General features: G+C 55.4%; 19 protein-coding genes, 2 tRNA genes and 2 rRNA genes. 9 read left to right on the top strand and 14 right to left on the bottom strand.

The genetic code is table 11. The annotated features are described in order from the left end of the window. Window positions 1-13: 13 nt before the first annotated feature. The gene (locus Pan97_RS10990) at window positions 14-1,000 is read right to left on the bottom strand and encodes a BON domain-containing protein (protein ID WP_165698699.1); all 987 of its coding nucleotides are present in this window, start codon (window positions 998-1,000) and stop codon (window positions 14-16) included. Window positions 1,001-1,322: 322 nt separating this feature from the next. Further along, window positions 1,323-1,754 carry a hypothetical protein gene (locus Pan97_RS10985; protein ID WP_144972454.1) on the bottom strand — a complete coding sequence of 144 codons (432 nt, stop codon included), beginning with the start codon at window positions 1,752-1,754 and terminating at the stop codon, window positions 1,323-1,325. Window positions 1,755-2,090: 336 nt separating this feature from the next. On the opposite strand from Pan97_RS10985, the gene Pan97_RS10980 reads away from it, so the two are divergent. Next, the gene (locus tag Pan97_RS10980) at window positions 2,091-2,840 is read left to right on the top strand and encodes a hypothetical protein (RefSeq protein ID WP_165698698.1); all 750 of its coding nucleotides are present in this window, start codon (window positions 2,091-2,093) and stop codon (window positions 2,838-2,840) included. A gap of 37 nt (window positions 2,841-2,877) precedes the next feature. Here the strand turns inward: Pan97_RS10980 and Pan97_RS10975 are convergent, their stop codons facing one another. Together Pan97_RS10975 and Pan97_RS10970 are read right to left on the bottom strand one after the other, a co-directional pair. Further along, window positions 2,878-3,159, bottom strand: coding sequence for a hypothetical protein (locus tag Pan97_RS10975; protein ID WP_144972450.1), 282 nt, complete (start codon window positions 3,157-3,159; stop codon window positions 2,878-2,880). A gap of 168 nt (window positions 3,160-3,327) precedes the next feature. Continuing rightward, window positions 3,328-5,235, bottom strand: a complete 1,908-nt coding sequence (locus Pan97_RS10970; RefSeq protein WP_196782350.1) for a redoxin domain-containing protein — start codon at window positions 5,233-5,235, stop codon at window positions 3,328-3,330. A 299-nt stretch (window positions 5,236-5,534) separates the two neighbouring features. Here Pan97_RS10970 and Pan97_RS10965 point away from each other — a divergent pair. The 6 genes from Pan97_RS10965 to Pan97_RS10940 all read left to right on the top strand — a co-directional run bounded on the left by Pan97_RS10965 (window position 5,535) and on the right by Pan97_RS10940 (window position 11,241). Further along, window positions 5,535-5,608 (top strand) — tRNA-Ile (locus tag Pan97_RS10965). Between the two features lie 48 nt (window positions 5,609-5,656). Beyond that, window positions 5,657-5,729: transfer RNA gene (locus Pan97_RS10960), tRNA-Ala, on the top strand. 639 nt (window positions 5,730-6,368) lie between these two features. Further along, window positions 6,369-9,209, top strand: a 23S ribosomal RNA gene (locus Pan97_RS10955). A 154-nt stretch (window positions 9,210-9,363) separates the two neighbouring features. Beyond that, window positions 9,364-9,472, top strand: a 5S ribosomal RNA gene (gene rrf / locus Pan97_RS10950). Between the two features lie 127 nt (window positions 9,473-9,599). Further along, window positions 9,600-10,166: a hypothetical protein gene (locus Pan97_RS10945; protein WP_144972448.1), complete on the top strand. Its 567-nt coding sequence runs from the start codon at window positions 9,600-9,602 to the stop codon at window positions 10,164-10,166. A 127-nt stretch (window positions 10,167-10,293) separates the two neighbouring features. Beyond that, window positions 10,294-11,241, top strand: a complete 948-nt coding sequence (locus Pan97_RS10940) for a class I SAM-dependent methyltransferase (RefSeq protein ID WP_144972446.1) — start codon at window positions 10,294-10,296, stop codon at window positions 11,239-11,241. On the opposite strand, the gene Pan97_RS10935 is transcribed toward Pan97_RS10940, so the two are convergent. Together Pan97_RS10935 and Pan97_RS10930 are read right to left on the bottom strand one after the other, a co-directional pair. Continuing rightward, on the bottom strand, window positions 11,238-11,495 hold the full coding sequence (locus tag Pan97_RS10935) for a hypothetical protein (RefSeq protein ID WP_144972444.1): 258 nt from the start codon (window positions 11,493-11,495) through the stop codon (window positions 11,238-11,240). The genes Pan97_RS10940 and Pan97_RS10935 overlap by 4 nt on opposite strands. Beyond that, entirely contained in the window at window positions 11,492-12,076 is a 585-nt protein-coding gene (locus Pan97_RS10930) for a Maf family protein (RefSeq protein ID WP_196782349.1), read from the bottom strand. Before Pan97_RS10930 ends, Pan97_RS10935 begins: the two co-directional genes overlap by 4 nt. On the opposite strand from Pan97_RS10930, the gene Pan97_RS10925 reads away from it, so the two are divergent. Together Pan97_RS10925 and Pan97_RS10920 are read left to right on the top strand one after the other, a co-directional pair. Next, on the top strand, window positions 12,048-12,764 hold the full coding sequence (locus tag Pan97_RS10925) for an RluA family pseudouridine synthase (RefSeq protein WP_144972442.1): 717 nt from the start codon (window positions 12,048-12,050) through the stop codon (window positions 12,762-12,764). The two genes, Pan97_RS10930 and Pan97_RS10925, sit on opposite strands and share 29 nt — an antisense overlap. A 199-nt stretch (window positions 12,765-12,963) precedes the next feature. Further along, entirely contained in the window at window positions 12,964-14,301 is a 1,338-nt protein-coding gene (locus Pan97_RS10920; protein WP_196782348.1) for a serine/threonine protein kinase, read from the top strand. Window positions 14,302-14,310: 9 nt separating this feature from the next. On the opposite strand, the gene Pan97_RS10915 is transcribed toward Pan97_RS10920, so the two are convergent. From Pan97_RS10915 to Pan97_RS10880, 8 genes are read right to left on the bottom strand one after another with little or no spacing between them, the layout of a single operon-like run. Next, window positions 14,311-15,861 carry a hypothetical protein gene (locus Pan97_RS10915; RefSeq protein WP_144972438.1) on the bottom strand — a complete coding sequence of 517 codons (1,551 nt, stop codon included), beginning with the start codon at window positions 15,859-15,861 and terminating at the stop codon, window positions 14,311-14,313. Window positions 15,862-15,871: 10 nt separating this feature from the next. Beyond that, entirely contained in the window at window positions 15,872-18,217 is a 2,346-nt protein-coding gene (locus Pan97_RS10910; RefSeq protein ID WP_144972436.1) for an ABC transporter substrate-binding protein, read from the bottom strand. Next, a complete protein-coding gene (locus tag Pan97_RS10905; RefSeq protein ID WP_144972435.1) occupies window positions 18,214-21,621 on the bottom strand; it encodes an outer membrane protein assembly factor BamB family protein in 3,408 nt (1,135 codons plus the stop codon). Before Pan97_RS10905 ends, Pan97_RS10910 begins: the two co-directional genes overlap by 4 nt. A 59-nt stretch (window positions 21,622-21,680) precedes the next feature. After that, window positions 21,681-22,388 carry an ExbD/TolR family protein gene (locus Pan97_RS10900; RefSeq protein ID WP_144972433.1) on the bottom strand — a complete coding sequence of 236 codons (708 nt, stop codon included), beginning with the start codon at window positions 22,386-22,388 and terminating at the stop codon, window positions 21,681-21,683. Next, window positions 22,385-22,897, bottom strand: coding sequence for an ExbD/TolR family protein (locus tag Pan97_RS10895; RefSeq protein ID WP_144972431.1), 513 nt, complete (start codon window positions 22,895-22,897; stop codon window positions 22,385-22,387). The genes Pan97_RS10900 and Pan97_RS10895 overlap by 4 nt, the downstream gene beginning before the upstream one ends. 12 nt (window positions 22,898-22,909) lie before the next feature. Further along, the gene (locus Pan97_RS10890) at window positions 22,910-23,599 is read right to left on the bottom strand and encodes a MotA/TolQ/ExbB proton channel family protein (protein ID WP_144972429.1); all 690 of its coding nucleotides are present in this window, start codon (window positions 23,597-23,599) and stop codon (window positions 22,910-22,912) included. 27 nt (window positions 23,600-23,626) lie between these two features. Continuing rightward, window positions 23,627-24,517 (bottom strand): hypothetical protein, encoded by an 891-nt coding sequence (locus Pan97_RS10885; protein ID WP_144972427.1) that lies wholly within the window; start codon window positions 24,515-24,517, stop codon window positions 23,627-23,629. A 33-nt stretch (window positions 24,518-24,550) separates the two neighbouring features. Then, a complete protein-coding gene (locus Pan97_RS10880) occupies window positions 24,551-26,215 on the bottom strand; it encodes a prenyltransferase/squalene oxidase repeat-containing protein (RefSeq protein ID WP_144972425.1) in 1,665 nt (554 codons plus the stop codon). Window positions 26,216-26,315: the final 100 nt, after the last annotated feature.

Genomic DNA, 26,315 nt, shown 5'->3' with positions numbered 1-26,315 from the left:
ACCGACATCTTCTTTAGAAGGAGTTGTGACGGCGGGCCTTGAAGTCCAGCGTCCACCAGCCATCTTTCCATTCCATTTCGACCTTACGCCATCCCAGCGGGACTTGTGGGTAAGGATAGAATGGGCCGATGTACGGCCAGGCTTGCGGCGAGTACTGACGCGGGTAGGTAACCGCCGCGTAGTTCGGGTGAGCCGCGTAGGCAGGCCAGGCGTAGCCAGGCATGTGCGGGTGGTCGTACCGAGTTGGTCGGTAGTAACCATAGCCGTACTGAGCTGGGTAGTAAGCCGGAGGAGCCACAGTCGCCATCGGCTGCTGAACCATTTGAGCATTGGCGTTGGCAGCGGCGGCATTGTTGTTCGCGGCAACCTGGTAGGCCGGTGCTTGAGCGGGGATCGGTCGAGGCTGACCAGCCGGAACTGGCTTCAGCTGACGGATCGGAGTCGCTGGCGTTGGCTGATTGGCCAGAACGCTGCGTTCTTCACTCGGCTTTTCAGCACTAACCGGCTGAACCGGAGAGAAGCTGAACTCGCCTTGTGGCTCGAGCGAAGGCCCTTCCATGATCTGCGGAATGGCAGGCACTTGCTGAGCGACTTCCCGAACCATAGGCTTGGCAGCCGGTTCAGGCTGAACCTGAGGAGCAGGCTTGCTCAGATCGCCAGCGGCCAGATCACGCGGAGCGGATACCGGCTCGGTCGCTTCTGGTTGAGCGATCACGTTGCCTTCGATGCGAATGCCATCGACAACGCGTTCCACACCAGAAACACGACGAGCGATATCGATCGCCAGATCATGCTGTTGAGGGTTCGAGACGTGGCCTTCCAGCCAGACGACCCCTTCTTCCACTCGCAAACCAATATTGAAGCCTTTCAGACTTCCTTCCGACTTCTTGGCTTGCAGCTGCTTGACGATGGACTGGGCAATTTCGGTATCCCCACCCATCGCGATCGCAGGCACGGCCATAAAGGCCGCGATGATCGCCAAATGAATTAGACGTGACATCGTCCCCCCTCCTAGGAAATTCATCTTCACGCGTTGATTACTGCTATCCAGCGATTGGTTCCGCAACGGGAAGCGGCCGAAGCTGGAATCTGTTTTCAATCTACAGGATCTTGCTTGCAATAGTGCAGAAACCGTTCACAGCGGTTCTGCCTTCCCTTCATTCGGCTAACGATTGGTCCAAAAGGCAGTGTTTTTTCGATTTTGCGAGTTAAAAGGCCCGAATCTCGATTCCAAGGTTTACCTAACCGTTACCACCAGCGCACAAAAAAAGCCTCCACTCGCAAGTGAAGGCTTTTCTTCTGCTTATACCGTTGGCGGAAGCTTAATGATGCTTCGGCTTCTTGAACGACTTGAAGTCCAGGTACCAGTAGCCGTCATCCCATTCCAGAGCAACATGCTTCCAGCCTGGTGGGATCTGCGGATACGGGTAGTACATGCCAGTGTAAGGCCAAACCGCCGGGGCATTGGTCTTTGGATGGTCCATAGCACCGAAGTGTGGATGTCCCGCAGGAACTGGACCTTGATAGCCTGGCAGCCGCGGCTGATGGTGCATGCCGTGATGGCCGTAACCGGGTGGACAATAAGCCTGGCCGTAGGCACCTGGTGCATACGCCTGATGCGGCATGGCCTGGCCATAGTTGACTGGCATGGCCTGCGGGCCAGCGGCCATAGGCATGGCTTCTTGCGACATGGCCGTCGCGGGCAACGCGAAGGCACCCAGCACCAACGCTAAATGTAAGACCGACAAACGCATCGCATTCTCCCGATAGTGCGCGGCAATGTTTGCGCGATACCGAGCGTCTCAGGGGCAAACTCTCGCCGTTTTCGGCTAGACAAACACCATCGCTCGGGTCATAGACATAAATTGACCTAGAGGGTGTTTCGGCAGAATGCCGCATCGAGAAGTAGGAAATTTTCCAATTCTGACAGTTGTGCGGTATTTTATGTCCGGAGAGAAGTCAGGGGCACGGCTGCTAGCAAGCAGGCTCCTCTCAAGATAATCCTCTCCTTGCTATGGGTTACGGTCGCAACGAACCTTTTGTTACCTGGCCACAACTCCATAGAGGTTGCTGCCAGCTCATCAAATGCCATGAGAGAATCCATCAAAGCTTTCCTAGCGTTGCTGATGATTATCGGATTGATCGCCGCGGTGTTCGCATGGGCACACGACCGCCCTGACCAAACGACATGGGTATTCCGTATCGGCGGGCCGATATCATCGGCGCTGGCACTGGGCTTGCTCCTTAGACTGCATCTTCGACGCGACCTGGAACACGATTATTTACGATCCGTTCTAGGAACCTATTTCAATCGAGACGGCTTTTGCTTTGGCTTTATCGTCCGGCCGATCAACGGGGTCGCGTACATCGAAGCCTACTTTCAATCACAATACGACCAACCATCGGTAGGACGTATTGCTTTGCGTCCTGCTCGTGGCTTCTTCCTGACTCGCGCGAATATCGATGCCATCACTTTTGAGATCGAATGCCCCGCGTCCGGATTTGGCTTTGTGCGAATGGCAATACCTATCCCCGAGGAACTGCAAGGTAAGCGTCAATCGTTCGAGGTGGGAGCTTCGGTACAATACCCCAACGGCAAAGGGCGGCGAATTCGATTTTACGATGGCATATTCCTTCGCTCGAATTCCGACTTCGGAGATTCGTTTGGAACAGCACTCGCACTCGCAGGGACAGCCACCGGGATGATCGTGCTATCAAATCCCGCTACTACGAAAGTCCCCTTGCCTCGAAAGGTCTCCGATAGCTTAAGCGAGTCCGCGGTCCCTCAAATCAACGTTCTCTGGCAGCAAGGCGAGCAACCGCTGGCAATGCCTGGCTAGAAACAGGTCAGCCAATCAACGAACACGAGATCTCACGCTAGATCTGTCGGGTTGGCTTGGTCGCACTGGGCTCGAAAACGCAGGTCACGGCCAGAACAACATAGACGATGCTACCACCGAGCCAAAAACCGGACCCACTGATGATCTCGTGAACCAAATGGACGGTCAGCACAAGAAAGCAAATCACGGACGTAAACTGCGCAAGCTGCTGGCTGGCAGATTCGCGGGCAAAGCGAACCCAAGCCACGCTCAGCATGACGCACAGATAGAGCAGGGCGGAAAACCACCAGACCTGCGGCGGCATATGAAAGGGAAACATCCGCGATCCAATCCTTGGAAACATTCTGCGAATTCATTTCGAGAAGGCCAAGTTTTACTAAAGCCAAGCCATTTCCCAAATACGAATTCGGTCGCATATCCATAAAAAGGGCACGTCACGAACCATGCGACGTGCACTTTGCTTGTTATCGTCATCCATCGACCAAAACTATTTGATCAACTTGCCCAGTTCGGTATCCAACTGCGAGATATGAAGACTGCGGCTGATGACCTTGCCGTCAGGGCCAACCAAGATCATGGTGGGCAACGTAAGGACGCCCATCTCGAGAGCATAGCGGCTATCGAGACCACCTTCTTCATACAGCTGAGGCCATGCCAGGCGATTGGCAGTAAGGAACTGCTTGAGGTCTGCCTGGCTGGAATCCAAGCTGACGCCAACGACCTGAAAACCGCGAGCCCCATACTTGGCCTGCATCTGGCGGATGACGTCCATATCTTCCTTGCACGGCTCGCACCAGGTTGCCCAGTAATGTACCAGCAGGGCGCTGCCTTTCGCACCGGAAGAATCGAGCTTCTTGCCATCGACCGTCGTCCCACGGATGACGAACGGCTTCCCAACGGCGTCGAGACGACGGATCGCTCCGTTGGCCTTATCCCCCAGAACGGTACCGGAGAAATCGGTACGAATTCGAGCGTACCATTTCTTGGCGTTCTCTTCTTCGCCTGCGAATTCATGAGCGATCGCCAACTGCATCATGGCTTCGGCTGCGTCAGGACTCTTGGGGTAAGTGTCGATGAAGCCCTCGAGCTTGGCCAGCCATGCTTCTTGAATCTTGGCGTAATCGGCCTTGGGATCCTGGAACTGCTGGGTGTAACCGGCCGACATCTCACGGAAACGAACGTAGGCCGCCAGATCGCTCTTAGGGGCTCGCTTTTCGACCTGATCTGCCAGCGATTGAAGCTGACCGAGACCCTGGCTCAGCTCACCCGTTTGAATGCCGCCGCTCAGTGCGTCGGCCAGCTGTTTGATCCAGTTCTCACGCATTTCGTCGTCGTTGGCGGCCGCGATCACCTTTTTGATGACTTCAATACGGTCCATCGCCAACTTTTCACGCTGATCGGCCGAAGCAGCTTGAGCCATCTTCTGATCGAGTTCTTCCAGCGAAGTCAGAATCTCCTGAATCTCGCCTCCAACGCCCATTCCGGCTTGCCCAGCAGCTGGATTGCCACTGTAACTAACCGAGAAAAAATAGCCTTGAGGATTGGAGGCCAAATCAGCTGCCCCTGGATCACCAGCGGGTGCTCCGATCAAACGCCAGGCATCCCCGATCCGAACAAGCGTCCCCAGCTCAAGCTGGCTGTGTTCTCCAGCCTTATCGAGCATGGCGATGGCGTTTTCGTAGACGACTAGATCCTTGGAAACACCTTCGGTTCCGGCAGGCACGATTCCAGGTCGAGTCGCACCGAAGTGAACCCACTTGGTCCCCTTATCAATCAGCTTTTGCTGGCGAGCCCAAATGACGAACTCCTCGGCGCCGTTGTCGATCTTATCGGCCACCTCTTGGGCACGCTCACCGGTAAGCCCGAGCGACTGGAACTCGGCATCGGTGGGCAGAAGGGCAGCAAAGCGGTCGGCATCGCCGGTCTTGGCCGCTTCGACCAGTTCAGCAGAGACTTCTTCGGCCGAAATCATCTTCCACTGATCGACCAAACCGTCTTCGTCTTTATCGAGCCCCCACCGGGTACCCGCCATGCCAAGCCAACGATACTGATCGGCCTTGCCGTTGAAGTCGGTATCGACGTCGCGGTAGACCTCGACGCCGTCCTTATAGTAGGCCCAGAAATCGACCTTCTTATCGTTGTTGGTATCGAGAAACACCCGTAGGCGTTCTCCGTTGGGCCCTGTGACGACCCAGCCGGCAGCTTCGCCGACCTTTTCCGCCCCAATGTTGCATTTGGGGATTTGATTCGCGTCAGGCGTCTGGTAGTTGACGTTCTCTTGAATGGGCTGCAACTGCAAAGCTTGCTCCGCGGTCGGTCCGGCAGCCAATACCGAACTCCCACAAACCATGCTTACGCCCAGGGCCATCGCCCAATGAGCCTTGTGACTCTTCATTCCAACCATCCTTGTCTCAAAAAATGCAGCAAATGCTTGTGGCAGCAACTCATCATTGCTTGCGATAGCTGCCAACGATTATCCACAAAACCGCTCATGGAATCACCATCAGTTTTTTGCGGCCAGTCAGCGTGCATTCCCCGAACATTTCCCTGTTTTCGGGGTCCTGAACTGTGAAGTTATGTCTGTACGTAGCCGATATTTCGAGGGTTCCTGTCAAAAAGCGGCCACACCGGTTTGACAGATCCCAATCGGCCGATAGAATTTGCTATTTCCCGCTCGGGGCAATAGCCTCGATAGGGCGCATAGCTCAGTTGGTTAGAGCGCGTCGCTGATAACGACGAGGTCCCAAGTTCGAATCTTGGTGCGCCCACTAGACGACTCCGGGACGTTATCCTAGAGTAGTCGATCCCATGAAAAAGGGGCTGTAGCTCAGTTGGGAGAGCATCTGCTTTGCAAGCAGAGGGTCGCAGGTTCGATCCCTGTCAGCTCCACTTTCAAGGCTAAGAATCGATACGATTTGCCGCCACGAGAAAATCTCGCGAAACTTTTTCGCGAGGCCCTTTACAAAGCAAACTTGCTGAGTAAACTTTGACGCTTCCCCACGGGGAAACATCTTCGGCTGACTGCAATGAAACGGAGTTCATTGAACTCTTTTTCATTCCGCTCAGCGGAAGACGACTAGGCCTTCAAGCCGAGTCGAAATGATCTTTGACAATTTGGTTGGTAGATGGCATTTGCGTAGCAAAGTGGATGTCGGGTTTGGGGTTTGCTTATGGCAAGCCGTAAGCTCAGCAGAAGCTTTGTTGCGACATAAACGATGCAATTTCATAGAGTTATGGTTATTACCAAAAGTGTTGCTCTTGGTTTTCAGCTTTGGCTGGAATCAGGGCAGTGTCGATTTGAGTGATAGCCGTTCTTAAAGAGAATCTCGATGTCTGTCGGGCCTTTTTGCATGGTCAGCCTGAGAGGGTTGGCAAGTAAGTTGGGTCACGCAGCATTGTGAATCGTTACAAGATCGGATCTCAGTGACTGGTTCTTAGACAAGCCAGTCACAATAGGTAGTCCGAAATGGCTTGGTTGTTCTTAGTTTGTATGGGTGTGCTAACCCTAAGCGAGCTTTGAATATTTGTGGTCAAGCTATTAAGGGCACATGGGGGATGTCTTGGCATCAGAAGACATGGCGTGGAAGACTGCGATAAGCCTGGGGGAGTTGTCAAACGAACGTTGATCCCGGGATTCCTGTTCAACCCAGGGAACTGAAACATCTAAGTACCTGGAGGAGAAGAAAGAAAAATCGATTCCGTCAGTAGCGGCGAGCGAACGCGGAATAGCCCAAACCTTGAGGATTTTCCTCAGGGGGTTGTAGGGCCTCTCATATGGAAGTTACAAAACTGCCGACTAGCCGATATGACATGGAAAGGTCAACCATAGAGGGTGACAGTCCCGTAGGCGAAAGTTGTGTAGTCTTCCGAGAGGTACCTGAGTAGGTCCAGTCACGTGAAACCTGGATTGAATCTGCGGGGCCCATCCCGTAAGGCTAAATACTCTCTGATGACCGATAGTGAACTCAGTAGCGCGAGTGAAAGATGAGAAGAACCCCGACAAGGGGAGGTATGTGAACCTGAAACCATGTGCCTACAAGCGGTCGGAGCCCGATTTATGGGTGACGGCGTGCCTTTTGCATAATGATCCGGCGAGTTACCGTCTGCGGCAGGTTAAGGCCTTACGGGCTGTAGCCAGAGGGAAACCGAGTCTTAATAGGGCGTTAGTCGTAGGTGGTAGACGCGAAACCACGTGATCTACCCATGAGCAGGTTGAAGCGCGGGTTATACCGCGTGGAGGACCGAACCCACTTGGGTTGAAAACCGAGGGGATGACTTGTGGGGAGGAGTGAAAGTCTAATCAAACGTGGAGATATCTCGTTCTCTCCGAAATAGCTTTTGGGCTAGCCTTGAGCCACTACGTACCGGGGGTAGAGAGACTGAATCGGTTTGGGGCCCTTCCCGGGGTACCCTGCTGGACCAAACTCCGAATACCGGTGCGACTATCTCAGGAGTCAGTCCGCGAGGGATAAGCTTCGCGGTCGAGAGGGAAACAACCCAGACCGTCTGCTAAGGTCCCCAAGAGATGCTCAGTCACTAAGGAAGTTGAATTGCCGAGACAACCAGGATGTTGGCTTAGAAGCAGCCACCATTTAAAAAGTGCGTAACAGCTTACTGGTCGAGCAATTCTGCGCCGATAATGAACGGGAGTAAGCATTTCACCGAAGCAGCGGATTCGAAAGAATGGTAGGAGAGCGCCGATCGTCAGATACGAGCCGTACCGTAAGGAGCGGTGTTGGGGCGATCGGGTGATTATGCCGGAATGAGTAACGATAAAACAGGTGAGAATCCTGTTCGCCGAAAGCCTAAGGTTTCCTGGGGAAGGCAATTCCGCCCAGGGTTAGCCGGTCCCTTAGTCGAGGCTGAAAAGCGTAGACGATGGACAGCAGGTCAATATTCCTGCGCTACGGTTGTGGACTGATGGAGGGACGGCGTTTCAAAGGTGATCGGACTGGTGGAACAGTCCGTGGGCTCTAGCAAGGTGAGGAATAGGCAAATCCGTCCTCATAAGCCAAGTTAGAGCGCTGACTCTTCGGAGGTAATCATCAGCGGGACGTCCAAGAAAAGCTTCTAAAGGTTGAAGCAACTGTAACCGTACTAAAACTGACACAGGTAGGCGAGTCGAGTAGACTAAGGCGCTCGGGAGAACGGTGGTTAAGGAACTCTGCAAAATGACCCCGTAAGTTCGCGATAAGGGGTGCCCCTGACGGTTCACGCTGTTGGGGGCCACAGAAAATCGGCTCTGGCAACTGTTTATCAAAAACACAGGACCCTGCCAACTCGCAAGAGGATGTATAGGGTCTGACGCCTGCCCGGTGCCGGTAGGTTAAGGAAGCGGGTGCAAGCTCTCGACCGAAGCCCCGGTAAACGGCGGCCGTAACTATGACGGTCCTAAGGTAGCGAAGTTCCTTGTCGGGTAAGTTCCGACCTGCATGAAAGGCGTAATGACTGGAGCACTGTCTCAACCACCGACCCGGTGAAATTGTAGTCGTGGTGAAGATGCCACGTTCCCGCAGTTAGACGGAAAGACCCCGTGAACCTTTACTGTAGGCTGATATTGGTCTGAGATATGTTTTGTGTAGGATAGGTGGGAGGCTTTGAAGTTTGCACGCCAGTGTAGATGGAGCCATCCTTGAAATACCACCCTGAATATGTTTTAGCTCTAACCTAGAATTTCTGTGAATCCAGACTAGGAACAGTGTCAGTTGGGCAGTTTGACTGGGGCGGTCTCCTCCCAAAGAGTAACGGAGGAGTGCAAAGGTACCCTCAGCCTGGTTGGTCATCAGGCATAGAGCGCAATGGTAGAAGGGTGCTTAACTGTGAGACCCATAGGTCGAACAGATACGAAAGTAGGTCATAGTGATCCGGTAGTCCCGTATGGAAGGGCTATCGCTCATCAGATAAAAGGTACTCCGGGGATAACAGGCTTATCGCATCCGAGCGTCCATAGCGGCGATGCGGTTTGGCACCTCGATGTCGGCTCATCACATCCTGGGGGTGAAGAAGCTCCCAAGGGTTCGGCTGTTCGCCGATTAAAGTGGTACGTGAGCTGGGTTCAGACCGTCGTGAGACAGGTCGGTCCCTATCTGCTGTGGGCGTACGAAACTTGAGGAGATTCTTCTTTAGTACGAGAGGATTTGGAAGGACGTTCCTCTGGTGTCCCAGTTGTCATGCCCGTGGCACGGCTGGATAGCTATGAACGGAAAGGATAAACGCTGAAAGCATCTAAGCGTGAAGCCCGCTCCAAGATTAGGTTTCGTAAGTACTTTGTACGAGAGTCCCCTGGAAGACGACCAGGTTGATAGGCCAGATGTGTAAGCTCAGCAATGGGTTCAGCTAACTGGTACTAACGGACGAAAGCTTGACCACTTATATTCAACGCTCACTCGTTGAGCAGACTTGAATCATCAAGTGCGATTCACAATAATCGAAGTTCTCGAAACATTGAACGTGTTGCCAATACGCAAACACCTCTACCCAACCAAATGAAGCCTGACTTGGCCCCCACGTCAGTCAGGCTTTTTCCGGTGACCATATGGTTGTGGAAACACCTGTTCCCATTCCGAACACAGCAGTTAAGCACAACCAGCCGATGATAGTGCCCACCAGTGCGAAAGTAGGTATCGCCGGATTCATTTACTTATGACAAAGCCCCGCTTAACCCAAGCGGGGCTTTTTTATTGGGCAATGGGGTTGTAAAACTGCTACATCACAAGTCGCAGATCATTTCCCAACCAGGGAAATCCAGAAGGAACACCCATGATGACGCCCTCGTCGTATCGCACTTCGCGAACTGGATCAAGCAACAACCCGGTAATGATCATTCTCGGCGTCATCGGCGCGATTACCGTGATCGCCTGCCTCGGCTGTGGCGGCTGCTTCCTGGGAGTTCTTGGACTGGGGGCATTCTCGGACGGTTCCGGCCTGGTCTTCATGCGCGAGATGGAGCTTGAAGTCGAAAATCAATTGAAAGATCATCCCGATGTCAAACGTGAACTCGGTGAGATCGAATCGGTCAGCGCCAACATCATGGACTCTGTCGACGCGGATGACGAGTTTGGATCGGAAGACTTCTGGTCGTTCGACGTCGAAGGAACCAAGGGGAGCGGCACGATCATCGTCGAAGCGCAAGGCCTGACCAATGACTCCGATTTCTCACAACGAATTCTCCGAACTTCCAACGGCGAATTCGACCTGGGACCAACGCCAGACTCCTACGTCCCCTTGAGCGAGACGTCTGAGTGGGATGAGATGGAATCCTCTTCATCGTCAGATTCGGAAGAATCGGACCCCGCGATGGATGCCGAAGACGGCAGTGCCTCGTAACGCCATCGCTTGTCTCGCCACCTTTGGATCAGGGGCGGTATTTTAAGTCGGCTCGAACACCAATTGCGACCTATCCTTGAATCGATTTCTGGACTGATTTTGTCCTCACTTCAAGGATTCGCCGCCCATGGCAACGTTTCTCGACTGGCAGATTGCCGCGTGCCCTAAGTGTCATCATGGGCTGGAGTTACGTGGTGATACCGTCGTATGCACCAATGCCGAGTGTCACTCGGAATTCCCGACCACCGAAGGCGTGCCGATCCTGGTCCGTGAAGACAACAGCATCTTCGATACGCAATCTTTCCTGAAAAAAGAAGACACCTTCTTTCGTTCAATCCCCAAATGGCGCGAGTGGATCAGTCACCGAATCCCCGACGTCTCCCTGAATATCAATGCGGATCGAAATGCCCAGAAGCTATTGGATCTGCTCAAAAGCCGACCAGGCCGAACCCGCGTTTTGGTCGTGGGCGGCGGAGTTGTCGGAGCAGGCCTCGGAGACGCGCTGAAGGATCTCGATATCGAATGGGTCGAGACGGATGTTTCCTGGGGGCCCCAAACCAAAGTCATTTGCGATGCCCACGACCTACCGTTTCGCGATGGCGTCTTCGATGCGGTCATCGTCCAAGCGGTTCTCGAACATGTCGTCGACCCAGCACGCTGCGTCGACGAGATCCATCGCGTGCTAAAGGATGACGGCGTCGTCTATGCCGATACACCATTCATCCAACAGGTACACGGCCGACAGTACGACTTCACTCGCTTTACCCGTTTGGGACATCGCCGGCTGTTTCGTCACTTCGAGGAAATCGACAGCGGCATCAGCTGCGGTCCCGGCGTCGCGCTGGCCTGGTCGCTGCGTTACTTCTTGCTGAGCTTCTTTTCGTCGCAGCGAATGCGGGGAGCGGTTAGCTTTGCCTCACGGATTTCCTTCTTCTGGCTGAAATATTTCGACTACTATCTCGCCAAAAAGAAACAGGCAATGGACGCCGCCTCGGCGTTTTTCTTCCTGGGTCGCAAGAGTCCCAGCATTTTGTCCGATCGAGAACTGCTATCCGACTACCAAGGCGGATTCTAGCCAGGTCCGACCGTGTGAAACACCTCGACAACCCACCACTCGATGTAGAGAAACAGTGGACTCTCGTGCCCGAGAATGAGAATCGGATAGTAGAGCCACATCACCTGGTAGAAACCATCCCAGCCGGTCGACTCCCGCAGAGAGAACGTCAGGCCGATGACTGGGCCGCTGCTTAGCACGTAGAGCAGTGGCAAGGCGAAGGCGATAACCGTCCATTTCTGCCAGGAACTGGTGTGCTGATGAGTTTCATTCATTGCTTCATCTGACTTAGCATTCGCGAAAGCAACTCCATGGGCAGTCCCACCACGTTGGTAAGGCTTCCCTCGTCGATATCGACCCAGCCGGTGCGATCTTGAATCCCAAACGCACCGGCTTTTCCTTCCCAGAGGCCGGAATCGAGGTACTCTTCGATTTCTTCGTCGGAAAGAGGGGCCATCTTTACGGTTGTTCGATCGACATCCACGATGATCTCATCCGTCGGCCGGCGCCACAGACAAATGGCGGACCACACAAAGTGATCCTGCCCGCGCAAGGCTCTTAGAATCTCGCGAGCATGGTCACGATCGGTGGGCTTGCCGAGCGGCTGACCATGAAGCTCCGCCAGCGTATCCCCGGCGAGAATGACTCCTTTTTCGACTCGGCCAGCGACGTCTTCCGCTTTTTCTCGCGCGATCCGAAGAACCGATTCCCGCGGCGTTTCGTCTAGACGAGGAGGCGTTTCCGCATGGGGGCTCGGCGTGACTACCGTAACATCGTAGCCTGCCTCTTTTAACAGGAGTTGCCGTCGAGGAGACTGACTGGCCAAAATGAGAGATTCAGCGAATTTCGCCATCATTGATTTACCGGAAAGTGCTGCGTTGGCTCCCTTGGAAGTTCTGTACGAAGATAACCACCTGATCGCCATCATGAAACCGCCAGGCCTTCCGACCATGGGAGTTCAGGAAGGAGAGCCCAGCGCGGTAACCCAGGTAAAAGCGTATCTCAAACAGAAGTACGATAAACCTGGCAACGTCTACCTGGGCGTTGTGAGTCGCTTAGATAGCATGGTGACGGGCGTATTGCTTTTTGCCAGAACTTCCAAAGCAGCGAAGCGACTGAACGAACAATTTCGTGAGCGTACAACCGAAAAGACGTATCAGGCGATTGTCTCAGGAAGTGGAGTCGTCGAAACCGGCAAGTTGACCGATTGGATTCGCAAAGACGAGAAGAATCACCGCATGATCGCTTCCCGACATCATACGGCTGGGGGCCAGAAAGCGGAACTGCTGGTCGAGGCGGTCGAAGACGTCAAATCAGGATATCGACTGACCATCCAACTCCTGACCGGTCGCAAGCATCAAATTCGCGTGCAACTGGCGAGCCGTCGCGTGCCCATTTTGGGGGACCGAAAGTACGGAAGTTCGGCTCCATTTCCAGCAGGAATCGCCCTCCATGCCGCCCAGTTGGTGATCGGACACCCGGTCAGTCAGCAAAAGCTGACGATCACGGCACCGATTCCTCCAATTTGGCACAACTTCCTTTAAAACAAAACCTTATGACGATCGCAAAGGTAAAATGACATGAACAATGTTCTGTTTTTTGGGTAATAATCAAGCGTAAAGCCTCCCCAAAAACGACCGTCGAAAGTTAAACTAGTAGTGCCTCAAGCCTCTTCAATTGATCCTTACGGTGCCCAGCTCTCAGACTAAGAAATTTCGAGATTCCGCGCTTGCCAGCGGCCTCGTGACTGCCAAACAGCTCGAGGACGCCATGAAGACGCTGCGCGAAGGCTCGCTCAAGCACGAGTTTTCTGACGAGGAACTCTCGGAGTACCTGATCAACTGCAAAATGCTGACGCAGTATCAGGCCGACCAGCTTTCCAAGGGGCTCACCAAGTTAACCCTAGGTCCCTATGTCATCACCGACTGGATCGGGCAGGGGGGGATGGGTCAGGTCTTCAAGGCCGAGCATAACTTCATGGGACGTGAAGTTGCCATTAAAGTTTTGCCGCAGCAGCGATCGACCCCAGAGTCGATCGGTCGATTTCTTCGCGAAATCCGGATGCAGGCCCAATTGGATCATGCCAACCTGGTGCGAGCTTACGATGCCGGGCAGGATGGTAACGTTCATTTTCTGGTGACTGAATATGTCCCAGGTACCGATCTTCGCCGCTTAGTCCGCGCCAAAGGACACCTCAATCAGCACCAAGGGGCAAGCATCATCTCGCAAGCCGCTCGTGGTTTGGCGTATGCCCACGAAAAGAAGCTGATCCACCGCGACGTAAAGCCCGGCAATATCCTGGTCACGCGAGACGGTACCTCGAAGGTTTCCGATCTCGGTTTGGCCGACTTCATGAACGACAACTCCGAGGAATCGAAACTCGGAAAAATCGTTGGCACCATCGATTACCTCGCCCCCGAACAGATTCGCGATCCGCACGACGTTTCGGCCAAGTGGGATATTTATTCACTGGGCTGCACTTTCTATTACGCACTGACCGGCAAAGTTCCTTTTCCTGGCGGCAACGTCAAAGATAAAGCACGCCGGCACTGCGAAGAACCACCGCTACATCCGCACCGTTTCAATCCGAGCATCGATCGGGAATTGGTCGAAATCATTGCGGAAATGATGGAGAAGGATCCGCTGCGCCGGATCGCTTCGGCCAGCGAAGTCGTGGCCCGGCTCGAGCCGTGGGCCTCGGATCATCGTGCCTCCGATTTCACTGGTCAGCCCATCAAGTCTGCCTGGCAGCCGCCACCTCCGGTTTACACCGGTTCCGAATCGGCCCGCTTGAACGATACGGAAGCCGGCTCGAACGTTTACGAGCTTTCCGAGAGTGGCTCAAGTGCTGAACAGGGAAGCCAATATTCACAGTCAACCGTCCAGGCCCTGATGGCGGATCAAGATACGAAGACCATTCGCGACTCGCGCAAGTCGGCTGTGATACCGCCTCCGATCCCTGTCATCACGCGCTACACGCGGCGTGAGAAGCAGCTGATTATGGCGCTCGTCTTCGGACTGCCAGCTTCTGCCGTGTTTGGGGCGATTGTGGCCTATGTTGCCACTGTGATCAGCCAATAGACGGCCCCTTTAACGCTGTGCGTCTTGGGCCTCTTCCAACTGCTTGGCCAGATTGCCTTCGGTCAGCAAGCTCTTATCCTGCGTCACCAGTCGCTGGCCTTTCTCGAACAGTTCGTCGATTCGGCGTTTAATCATCGGGTCGAGCTTGTTGTCCTTTAAAAACTGCCCCTTCGCCGAGCGAAGCTCGAACGCCAGTTCATTGACCGTTCTTCCCGACCGCAGTTCGGCCAGCCACTTTTCGGCGTCGTCGAGCTCGCCAAGCTCAATCTTCCGCTGCACGCGCTGGGCGAGAATCTGACGACGAGCCATCGTATCGACGAGTTGATCGCGCCATCCCTCAACGAAACCTTCGGCGAGCAAACGAGGACTGTCGTTGGGAATTCGTGCCGTTACCGCCGGATCGTGGCCGGGCACCACCGGTAGGCGGGCCAATAAATTGCCACCGCTTCGCACGTAGAGTGCCCGAACCGCGGAACGCGGGTCTTTTGTAATCTGGACATTTCCCCTGGCATCGGATGCTCCCAGCAGCGTGGGGCCTTCCGGATCTTTGGAATAGATTTCGTATCCAGCCAACGGCATCGCCTCGGTCGATTTATCGACCAACTTCAGTTCGGTTGCGTCATACGCCGGCCGGACCGCCAGAGCCAATCGTTGTGTACGAACGTTCCGCCGGCCAGGCAGCGGCTGATTGTAGCCGGAGATCATCGTTCCCTTGAGCTGCAGCCCGTCGTTCGCATCGCACCGCACATAGGTCCACGGCATGACCATGATTCCGTTTTCGGAAACCAGGTTGCCTTGGCGATCGTTTCGCCGCAGGATCGGCTGCATCGCTTCGCCCACACCGACGTTTCCTGGAAGAAGACCAGGATAGGTGGCTTCCGAAGACGCGAGTGCTGGCAGTTTCTTCCAGTCGACGTCTTCCACCGGCTGGGCAAAAGCGATTGACTCGTTTCGTCGTCGCTCACGCGTCTGGATTTCTTCTTCGACCAATGTGGTTGCTTTGAGAGCCAAAGCCACGTCGGGCTTTTGGACATCGGTTATCTTCGCCAGCGCCGAGAACTTTTCGTAAGCGATTCGCAAGATGGCTGTTGATAGCAGCGATCGTTGGCGGACGGAAGTTCGATGGACGCTTCCCCACGATCTGGTGAGCGTGTCGAACTCACGAAACGTGATCGCCCAGTCGCCATCATGCTCAATGGAAATCAACTGAATTCGATCGTAATCGTCGGCCCGAAAATCACGACTTTCCAGGCGAGCGACGAACGAAGATGAGGCAACCTCGCTGGCAAACCACCGCGCAAGGGGCATCGGGGCACGCTGCATGTCGGCCAGCAAGACCGCTCCGCTGGTCGCATATCGCTTATCGTTGAGGTCACGGGTGAAATGCGTGAAAAACGCATCGTCCAGGTGACTATCGGGCTTGGTCTCGATCCAGACCAACGTCCGATACGGAGCAATCTCCCAAGGCAAATGCTCGGCTGCGTGGGCAAACGTCGGCCCCAAGAGCAGCACCAGGCATGCTCCCCAAAGCCATCGAAATGAATTTTGCCGTATCGTCATAGATGGAAAATCAATTCTTAGCAACATCCCAAGCGGGAGCGAGGTCCCAACGTTCAACCTGCTGAAACAAAGTCATCGGTTGATACCCAACACCACCGAGCGAGCGTCGGTAGACAAAATGATCTTGAAGTTGAAACAGTGGCACGATCAGCAAATCATCGTGAGCCAGTCGATGCAGCGACCAAAACCGCTCGCGAACTTCCTGCCAGTTCTGGGATTGTCCCAATTGTCTCAGAGCCAATTGAAAGTATTGCGTCTGATGGACATTGGGGATGTAACGGTCAAACATCCGCGGAACGTCGACCAGCGGTTCGGCGATTTGTACCTCGACGTAAAGCAGATCGACTTCGACGGCCGCCGGATCGGTCACTTCGGGACTTACCGTTTTCAGTTCACAGGGAAGTCCCAAGCGTTTGAAATACTGCACGATTGCCAGGCATGTTTGCCGGGAAACTTCGGAATCAGGATGACCAATGACCAGCTTCGATAACGGAATCAATGCCTGGTTGGCCGCTTCAGCATCTTCCCGCAACTTGATTTCGGCCAGCTTTTGCAGCGCGATGCTCATCTGCGGTTCGTAGCTGCGTGGGGCGATCGAAAGGTCATACCCGTAGGAAACGGGATCGTCGGGGCTCACGCCGCTGGGAATCGGTGCACTCACCAGGCGGCACCCGTCCAATTCTTTTCCTCCCAAAAGACGAGACTGCAGAATCTCTTGCCGATTGATTCCGTACAACAAGCCGCGGCGAAAGTCACGATTCTTGAGATAAGGGTTGTTCAAATTCGGCACTAAGACATGCAAGGTCGGGGCGCGATAGTGGTCGACGACCAGATCTTCGGGGGACTCAACCGTCAGCCGAGCCGCCGTGGCGGGATCCAACCGGTCGACCATGTGTACCTCGCCGGCTTGCAGGGCAAGCATCGCATCGGCCGTCGTTGGATAGGGCAAAAGCTGAATCTCACTGGGAGGGCGACTGGCCGCGAGAGTCGACTCCTTCTCTGGGACATAGCTCTGCCCCTCTTCCTTCATCTTCAATGGACGATAGGGACCGTTAGGGGGAATCGGGAACTGGGAGACGTCTCCCTTGCGAGGCACAAGGCCCAACAGCGCCTCGGGACGGACGTGCGGCAATCGCAACGTCAGGTCGACCTGCCGGATTTCGCGGACGGCCATCTTCTCTATCAACGGCGTCAGCCCCGCCAAGATTTCATCCTGCTGCGAGGCTGGGTCCTGAAACTGACGCGACAAGTCAAACCCGGTGACTGGCGTCAGTCGATCGCGCAGCACGATCGACAATTCAAATCGATCGACCGGCCGAACGACCGTTCCGAAGGGAGAAGCATATTCACCCCCTTCAGGCCCGTACCCGACGATCTCAGTGAGATCGCGATAGATGAGTCGCTTATTGCGTCGGCCGCTCCAGGTCAACGTTCCATGGGGCGGCAAGGCCTCGCCCGCGGCTAACGTGGCGATCCTTACCTGAGGGTAGAGCCGAACCAATTCCGCGAGTCGCTCTTTCCCGGAGGGGATCGTCGGATCAATCGCTAGTGCCAAGTTGGTTGCTTCCAAAGCGGCCCGGTAATCCTGCTTGGCGATCTGCTGCTTGGCACGATCCATTTGTTGTTGAGAACGCCGGGCCAGGTCATCGCGCCATTGGCGGATGCTGTCGGCAAACTTGTCGCCATAGACCTTCTCGAATCGCTCGATCAACATTCGAGCCGATTGCCACTGGCGATCGTCGATCTCTTTTTGCACCAAACGCAAACCGACGCTTTCAATCGATTTGTCGATTCCTGACTTGTTCGGGAACTTGCGTTTTGCTTCTTCGAGCATGCCCAACGCCTCGTCGAGTGCGCCGGCCTGAAATCGCTCTAAGGCGTTCTGCACCAGAAGTTCTTCCAGCAGTCGATCGACGCCTGGATAATTGGAATACTCCGCGTTGAGTCGTTGCAGATACCGAAATGCGAGATCGAAGTCCTTTTCACTGAGATTCTTCTTCGCTTCGTCGATCAACAACTTGGGAAAAGGCTGATATAACACGACACCGCGCCAGGCGATCTGGAATTTACGCCCTGGCATATCGACCAGTTCCACCGTGATCTGTCCACTGCGCTCTGACGCCCCGCCACGAAACTCTGGTTCATGGATTGGCTTGATACGCAGCGGTTTACCATCCTTCGACGACACCACGGTAACCAGGTCGTACGGCTCGCGTTCGAAAAGCGGCTTGGTCATCTCGACGGGAATCGGCTTCTCGTCCGCCTGCTCTTCCTCTTGCGCTACAAGCGGTGCAAACATGGCCAGCACGAGAAGGATTGCCAAAGTGAAATAGGGATGGCGGATAGCATGCATCATTGGGCCAGTCCTTCCAGCGCAATGCCATGCAGCGTGCCGTCGTATCCGGGCACCCAAAGCTGTCCGTCAAAGTACGACAGGCCGTCCGTTAGAGGCTCTCCGACGTTGAACTCGGTGACCATCTCGCCAGTGGCTTCATCAATCAACCATACCTGCCCTTGGGTAAAAGAAAGGGCCAACATTTTATTCACTGGCACCGGACCGCTGGCGATCGATTGCCCCTTCAAAGGGCACTTCCAGCCGACCGAGAAATCATCCCGAATCGCAATCAATCCATCCTCGGCGGTCGCGCAGTAAACACGACCATTTACCGATTGAGGCGACATGACGACGTCGCCCGTGATAGCGATCGGATCTTGTTCGGCCATTTCCGGCAACTGAAAGATTCGCAGCACGTCTTGTTCTGCTTTACTTCCGACTCCCACCAGCATGAGCCCGGCGACCGCCAACTGGCCTGACAACGATTCGGTCAACTTGACTTGATCCAATGCCGTCAGGTGAGGCTCGGGGCTGGTCTCGACCGCCAGACGAAACAGTCGCGAGCGTTGATCGCTGATGATGACCGATGGGGTCGAGCCCTCGGCGACGGCTGGATTCGACCAGGCGATTGCCTCGCCGAACGCCAGTTCCGGCTGAAAAGGCTGGATGTCGGCCGCTCCCGACTTGGCATCGACTACCAGGATTTGCCCGAACTTGGTAGGAATCAAAACATAGTCGTTCCACGCTCTTGGACGAGTGGCCCGGGCGGTCGCAGGAACTTCCCAGGCAACGACTCGCGCGATCGCCTTTCCGTCGCGCATGCTGACCATCATCGAGCGGTTTTCGCCGTCAGGGGGAAAGAATACCTGGTTCGCGTCATCCAACTTTTGTCCACTGCCAAATTGATACGGCTTGGTCGTGACATCCAACTTGGACTGTGGCTGATCGAGAATCTCAACACTCCCCATCCCAAGTTTGGGGAGCGGATAAATGGCCCCACGCGTCGTCGCGACCATGGGGGAACTGGCCCCTTTCAGCGTAAACGCCCGTCCTGCGGTCGGCGCCCCGATGGTCGTTTGCCAGATATCTTCGAGCTTATTGGATTGGATGCGTTGGGCCTCAATCACGTAGCCATCGGCACCTGTACTTCGTCGTGCGTGAATGATCTTGTCGCCGCGGACCAGGGGCCTGGCCACAAAAGTATCGCCGTCGTGATCGACCATCTTCCGCACCACCGAACCTCGTGAGAGCTGCATTACGTAGCGAGTCATGCGGCGATCACAGACCCACAGGTCACCGCGACTGACGGCCGCATAACCGAGGATCGGCTCGGAACTGTCTGCCTTGGTCGCGGCCACGAGTCGCACGGGGACGTCCTTCGCTGCCGTATTCACTTCGTAGACTAGCACTTCTCCTCGATCGTTCGTCGCCACCAGACGGGCATCGGCGATGATCGGCGTTACCAGTACCTGACCGGCTTGCCGAACGACGTCTTGCGTGAGTTTGGCCCCACTTCCACCAGCATCGACGCTGTAGAGATGCAGGAAGCTATACTCGAGCCCCGCGTTCTCAAAGAGAAACAACTGCCGCAGCGTGCCGGTCGGTTCGACCGAGATCGTTCCGACCTCGTGGCCAACCGGAATGACCTCGCCGCAGATGAGATTGTCTGGCGAAAGGACATACACATTGGAATGCTCGGCCACGGCGTAAACGCCAGCAACGTCATCCAACATACCCAGGGGTGCCGAGATCTCTTGCGGTAATTGAACGGCGGCAATCACCGCGCCTGATTCGCGAGCGATCTTCCACACTTTGCCGTTACGCTCCGCCAAAAGTACCGAATTCTCGAACACCTTGGGGCGGAACAATCGGCTCTCGAACTTCTGCGTCCAGAGGACTTCGCCGGTTCGCTGGTCGATTGCCAGCAACTGATTCTCTTGCGTGTCGATCAGTGCGGCGACCGTCCTACCCGCGTCGCCCGTCCAGGAGACGGCCTGGGCATTGTCATCGATGCCCACATATCGTCGCCAAAGGAGTTTCCCCGAGTCGACTTCGATCGCGTAAGCCGTTCCATCAAGACGGAAGACGGCGGTCTCACTACCGGGCGATGCCGGCAAGACAGGCTCTCGTTGAACCAAGGTCACGGCCGATAGCAAGTTCATGCCGCTTTCATCCTCGGTAATCGGCGCCGGGAAATCGTCGAGCGGGATCACCTGGTCGACCAACTTCCGGGCAGACTCCGAGACGGCGGCAATCAAACTTTCATCGGTGCGAAGTCCGGGATAGGCATCGACCAGCGAGCGGCGCAACTGATACACCTCCTGAAAATTCCCGTCTGCCGTGCTTTGCTGAATCTTGGCCAGCGTTTCATTCTTGGCCTGATCACGATCGATCTCACGGCGAACACGGACCAGGTTCATCTCGATCGTTTCGATCCGCGACTGCTGAGCCTCACGAAGCGAAGTTGGCAGGTAGGTTGGATCGTTGACTAATGCCATCGCGGCACTTGCCAGATCGGACTGCCGCTGCTTCTCGTCGACGCTCGCGGACTGCTGGGCCCGTTGCGTTAAGCCGGACGCGATTTCCGGCAGAATCGTCGCCAATTCGGGGCGTGCTTCGTCAAATGCCGGGGACTGGTCAATCTCTGGCAGTACCTCCTGCGTCGTCTTCAGGGCCAGTTCCCAATCACTGCCCCCTTCGACCATGTTCCACAAAACGGCCATTCCCAGACGAACTTCGGCCAGTGGGGTGCTAGGGTGATTGGGAAAGCGACGAATGAATTTATCATACTCGGCACCCGCTTGGATGTACGATCCACTGCGATAGCTTTTCTCGGCAGCTTGAAACATGTCGTCGCCGCTATCGAATGCGAGCCAGAAATAGAGCAGCCCACCAACCAAGAGCAACAAAATGAGACTGCCGCCACCAAACAGAAGCAGGGGAGAGTCCCACGGATTGGCTCGGCTTGTTTTCTTTTTGTGAGCGGACGCCTTCCCCTTTGCGCCGCCTGTGAAGGGATCGACTTCCTCGGTATCGCTCGAAAACCCGTCGACCCCGCCTAACCCCAGCGGATCGACGTCGGCGACGTCTTCTTCGCTGGGCATATCGTCGAGCGCCACGATATCATCGGCGTCGGTCTCGACGATTTCTTCTTTGACCGGGGCAGCGTCCATCCATTTCTGCTGGGCACGGCGGCGGGCTTCGCTGACGGGAACCGATTCGGCGGTCATCCCAGAACGCGCCTCAGCGAGCAGTTTCTTCGCCTGGTACTTCGTCAGCCGTTGCCGATCGAGTAAGAAATGCACCAACTCTTCGATCGTGACGTCGAGTTGCCCACTATTCAACTGACGACGAATGGCAGCGATTTGATTATCGGCCATGTAGTCGTGGGCTTCGATCAGGTCGATGAATTCCGAAATGTTCATCGTGGCTATTTTCTCTGCTAGTGAACGAATCAGTTGGGTTCGGAGTGGCTACCGAGTCGTCATAAGTCTTCCTCGGTCGACATCAACCGAATCGAGTCAACGCCGGCATCCGCCCCAGCGTCGAGCGCGGTCACCACTTTCTCGTGCAAGGCCTCGACATGAGCAATCACCAGAAGCGTGCGTGGCGGCTGCGATGGATTCGAGGCCCGGGCTTCGCGGATCTGTCGATATAGCTCTTGCTCGCTCGGTGCTTCGCGTTCCTGATCCCAGGCCGCGCACCCGACGTAGTAGGTGTTGAACGAATCGATTCGGACCAAGATATTGTCCGGGTCCTCCTCGGGGTCTTCCTCCTGCTGCGAGACGGCACTGGGGGCGTTGTCTTTCGGAGCAGGCACCTCCAACGACTTTTGAATCTGAAACGACGCCGTCACCATGAAAAAGATCAGCAACAGGAAGGTGACGTCGACCATCGGCGTAAGATCGAGTTCTCCGTCCTCACGTTCGCGGTGCGACACGAACTTGACCGGCTGTTCCTGGGCGACCACGTTCTCCGATTCACGCGGTTTGGGTTGCTGCGGCTCGATCACATCCTCGGCGGTCAACTCGAGCAGTTCTTCGTCGTGCGAATCACTCAAGCGCGCCGGCTTGGGCACCTCCAGCCGCGTATCGCAGTTCGAGCAATACGTCGTCCCGCCAATCATGTCGACACTAGCCGACAGAAGGTCGCTACAGGCGGGGCATCGAAATCGGAATACGCCGGTACTCACTCTTTCTCCTGTACCCCTAGGTAAAGACGTTCGACCGTACCGACCACACCGCTGCGGGTCGCGGCGAGTGCGACCCGCTCGACTTCACCGTAGGGCACCTTGCCGTCAGCTTTGATCAGCAAGTGCCGTTTGGGGACGCCACTTTCCGTGGTTCCGGCGAAGCTTCGTTCGACGTACTGGGTGATCTCTTCTTCCTGGCGATTCAAATCGGTTTCTTCTACCCTGGCTTCTGGCGTGATGCCGTCCCCGAGGTAAACGACCGCTCGCCCTTCGGCTTCATTCGCGGTCATCGTGATGACGGCAGATTCGAGCGAAGAAACGGTCGTGCCGTGTTTCGCTTGCGGCATTTGAGCCGCCGTTTGCTTCTGAAGATTGGAAGTCACGATGAAGAAAATCAACAACAAAAAAGTGATGTCGATCATGGGTGTGATATCGAGATCACCTTGTTGCGGCCGCTTGCGGGCCGGCATGATCTCGCCTTCCTCGATTTCAATCAGTTCGTTCGACATGGCCGTTTTCGCTTACGAATCCGAGGTGCTTACCGGGTGGATTTCTTCCAGTTCGTGCATCGCTTCGGTGGCAATCGCTTCTCGCAAACTGCCCATGAAACGCGTCAGTCCGACGGCGACCAGGTCTTCCATCTTGCGAATGCGGATGTTGACGCTGTTCAAGCAGAAGGTCAAAGGAATCGCGATCACCAGCCCAAGTGCGGTGGTAATCAGAGCCAGGCTGATATCGTTGGCCATCGCGGCTGCGTCCACATTCTCTCCGCCAGCTGACAACTTAGCGAAGGCCCCCATCATACCGGTCACCGTACCCAACAGCCCCACCATCGGCGCTCCCTTGATCACCGTGTTGACCCAACTGATGCGGTGATCGAGGTCGGCCAGCACGTCGCGCTGAAAGCGTTCGACGACAAGCTGTTTCACCTGCGAGTAGCCGATCTCGCGATTTTCGATCGCCAGGTAGGCAAGCTGGGGCAGGGCACGCGGATCCGATTCGCAGATCTCACTCGCTTCCGTAAAGTCGCCCCGTTCCAGTGGCTCTTCGACGGCATCCAGAAATGCGTCTTGCTGGGCTTCGTTGCGGAATCGTTTCTGGGCAACGCGGGCCCAAATCATTGACACACAGTACATGCCCCATAAAGCAATCAGGGCCAAGGCTCCGTACATCGACGTCGCAAAGATTTGGGTAAGTCCAGTAATGTCCATGTTCAATTCCGCTGATTTCGCTTTAGGCTATCTCGTACTGCGTTGTGACTGACGCATGACATAAAACTCGTATCCGTCCGAAGTCGGACGGATGCCGAAAATCGTTTTTCGAATCGTATGCAGGGGGCGATCCCCCATATATTGCTGCTCGACGAAGGCCAGCAAGTTTTCTGTTTCCGGAGGATAAAACTGCATCGGAATTCGGCCCCTCGTGTTGACGCCTGCTCGCTTAAGCAGTTCCAAGTCGGCTTCGCGGAGCGACCCTGATTTCCAGGTGAAGTAGAGTCGATCTTCCTGCTTACCTGAGGCCGTTCGCCGCTTGGGAGTTCCCGAGGTGAAGTTCGATGCATAGTCGATCGTTTGTACGCCGCCGCCGGCGGTTCCCAGTTCAATGCCGAAATAATCGAGCTGTTTGGCGTAGGTCTGCAAATCCGAACCGGCGAACTCGATTTGCCAGCGTCCCCAGCGGGGAACGATATCGGGAGCGTTCCCCTCCGGGCCGAGCGGACGACTATCGCCTTGTCCGCTGCCGCCATCGGTCGTTTGCGCCGCGCCGTCGACGTTTTCCAGGGCTGCCTGCTGCGACGTCACGGCATCGGTGACGGCCTCGTAATTTGCTTCGATTTGCGGCTCAAGAACTTCCTCCAGTTCCTCCAGCCCGGGGGCTTCCAGATCCTGGGCAACCCCCAAAGCATGATCGCCGCGGCCTGGCGATGGCTCGATGATCACCGGGATCGAGACATTCGTTTCCCAGTTTTGCGTCGTCAGGTAAATGACAAACAGAACGCCAACGCCGGCACCGACGATGATCAACACGGCCACCAACAAACCCGAAACCTGATCGAACGCGGAAACCTTGGCTAGGTCAGCGTGAACCGGTTTCTGCTTGCTCTTGTTGTGAGGTGCGATCGACGCCATGGTCCAGGCAATTATCTCTTCAAGGATTCAGCTCTAGGGTTCGATAAACCGGGCATCAGGCCGGAGCGAGCGATACCAGTCTTTCCACTTCTTGATGGCCAACTCGCGCTCGGGCGGAGTTGGATTTGCCGGCAATTGGAAGCCATCAATCTTGCGACTGATGAATCGCAACGTGTCGCGGGCCTCGACCGCAATACGGGGATCCGGGTCGGACAGCGCGAAGATGAGATACGGCACGCTGTCGAAATCCTTCGTGTCACGAATGGTACGAATGGCCATCCGCCGCGCCGCATAACTCCCTCGGCGAAGCTTTCCTCTTACGGCCTGCAGCGCGATTTCACGCTCAACACCGGTTAAATTCAGATCGAACGTGATGTCCATATCGACCAGATTGTCAAGTGCGCCGTCGTCGGACTTGAGAAGCTCTAGAAACCGATCCGTCTCCGGAACTTCCTTTACGTTGATGACTTTGCCGTCGCGAAGTTCAGCCTCGGCTAAATCGTCTGGCAGCCCCCGGCCGCCGGCCAACAGGCCGTTGTCAAAGGTTTTGACATGCTTCTTGATCGTCTCCTGCGTTCCACGGACGAGGAACAAGACGGCAAACGCGGTACCCACTGCCATCCCTTCATCGTTGGCTTCGACACTGCCGTCTTTGCCTTGCTTCTTCTTAACGAACTCGTACCCGGCGGTGTACCATTGCGGGTTGGGGTCGGGCCGTCCCTGGTCTAGTTCCTGAAAGGCCTTGAACCGTTCCATCGCGTACAGGAAATAAAACGGCCAACGTGTGCCGTCGACCTTCGCGTTCTGCTCCATCCATTGATTGCCGAGTTCTTTCACCGACTGAAGCGCCTGGCGATCGACAAGTGCTCTCGCTCTTCTCATCGTCTCACTGCGTGGGTCCTGGGTGACCTCGACGAACTCCGCTGGAAGGGCATCCCCCGCTTTGTTACGACGGTTACTCAGATCGAGCGCGTCGGCGGAGACGTACAAGGAACAAAGCCCAGCCGTCGACAGACTAGGCCGCACGTCGCTTTGTTTGACGCGGGGCTTTCCTCGTGGCGAAATATTTCCCTGATACCCAAATCCGCCCGACGGGTCTTGTACGGACATGATGAAGTTGGTTAAGCCAGCAACGTGTTCCAGAGGAACTTCAAAGCGGTTTTCGTGGGCCAGCCAGAGCCCAAGCGCCGCATACTGCGTCATCGAGTTATCGCCTGTATCCCGCTCGGCATAGCCAAATCCACCATGGGGGCGTTGGTTCTTGATGAAGAAGGCAACAAGATTTTGAATCTCTCGGTTGTACTCGTATGGATCTAACTCGCAGAGAAATATGAGTGCCAGACCGGCATCGTAGACGACGTCGTGTTTGTATTCGGGTACCTTCTCGGCGAACTTCTTACACGCTTCGATCGCATTGCGGATCTTGGGATGATCTTTTGGCGTGCCAGACTTCATGAGGGCCAGGGCAATGACAGACTTTCCTCCGACCCGGTTATGTGTTCCGGAGGAAGCAAGGTACGCATTAGCCGCTTTGACCACCTTTTGGACTTCCGGTGATTCCGGTGTCAGTGCATGGACATGCTGAACCGCACTCACAACGAGCCCTAAAGCTACGAAGCAGCACACGAATACCGACCGCGTTGGTTTCGCTGGCTGAGACATCTGATGGTTGTTCTGTTCCTGAGAAGAGTTGCGCATAGCTTCTACCCGGAACCATTGGTGAAGTTAACCGTGTCCGCGACGCCGGTGACCAATAGAAAAAGCCGAGAAGAGATGCCACGCGGGGATGTTATCCCCC

It is taken from the genome of Bremerella volcania (genome assembly GCF_007748115.1).
Lineage (GTDB): Bacteria > Planctomycetota > Planctomycetia > Pirellulales > Pirellulaceae > Bremerella > Bremerella volcania.
Note: the sequence above shows the minus strand (reverse complement) of the source record. Positions and strands in the feature narration are given on the sequence as shown.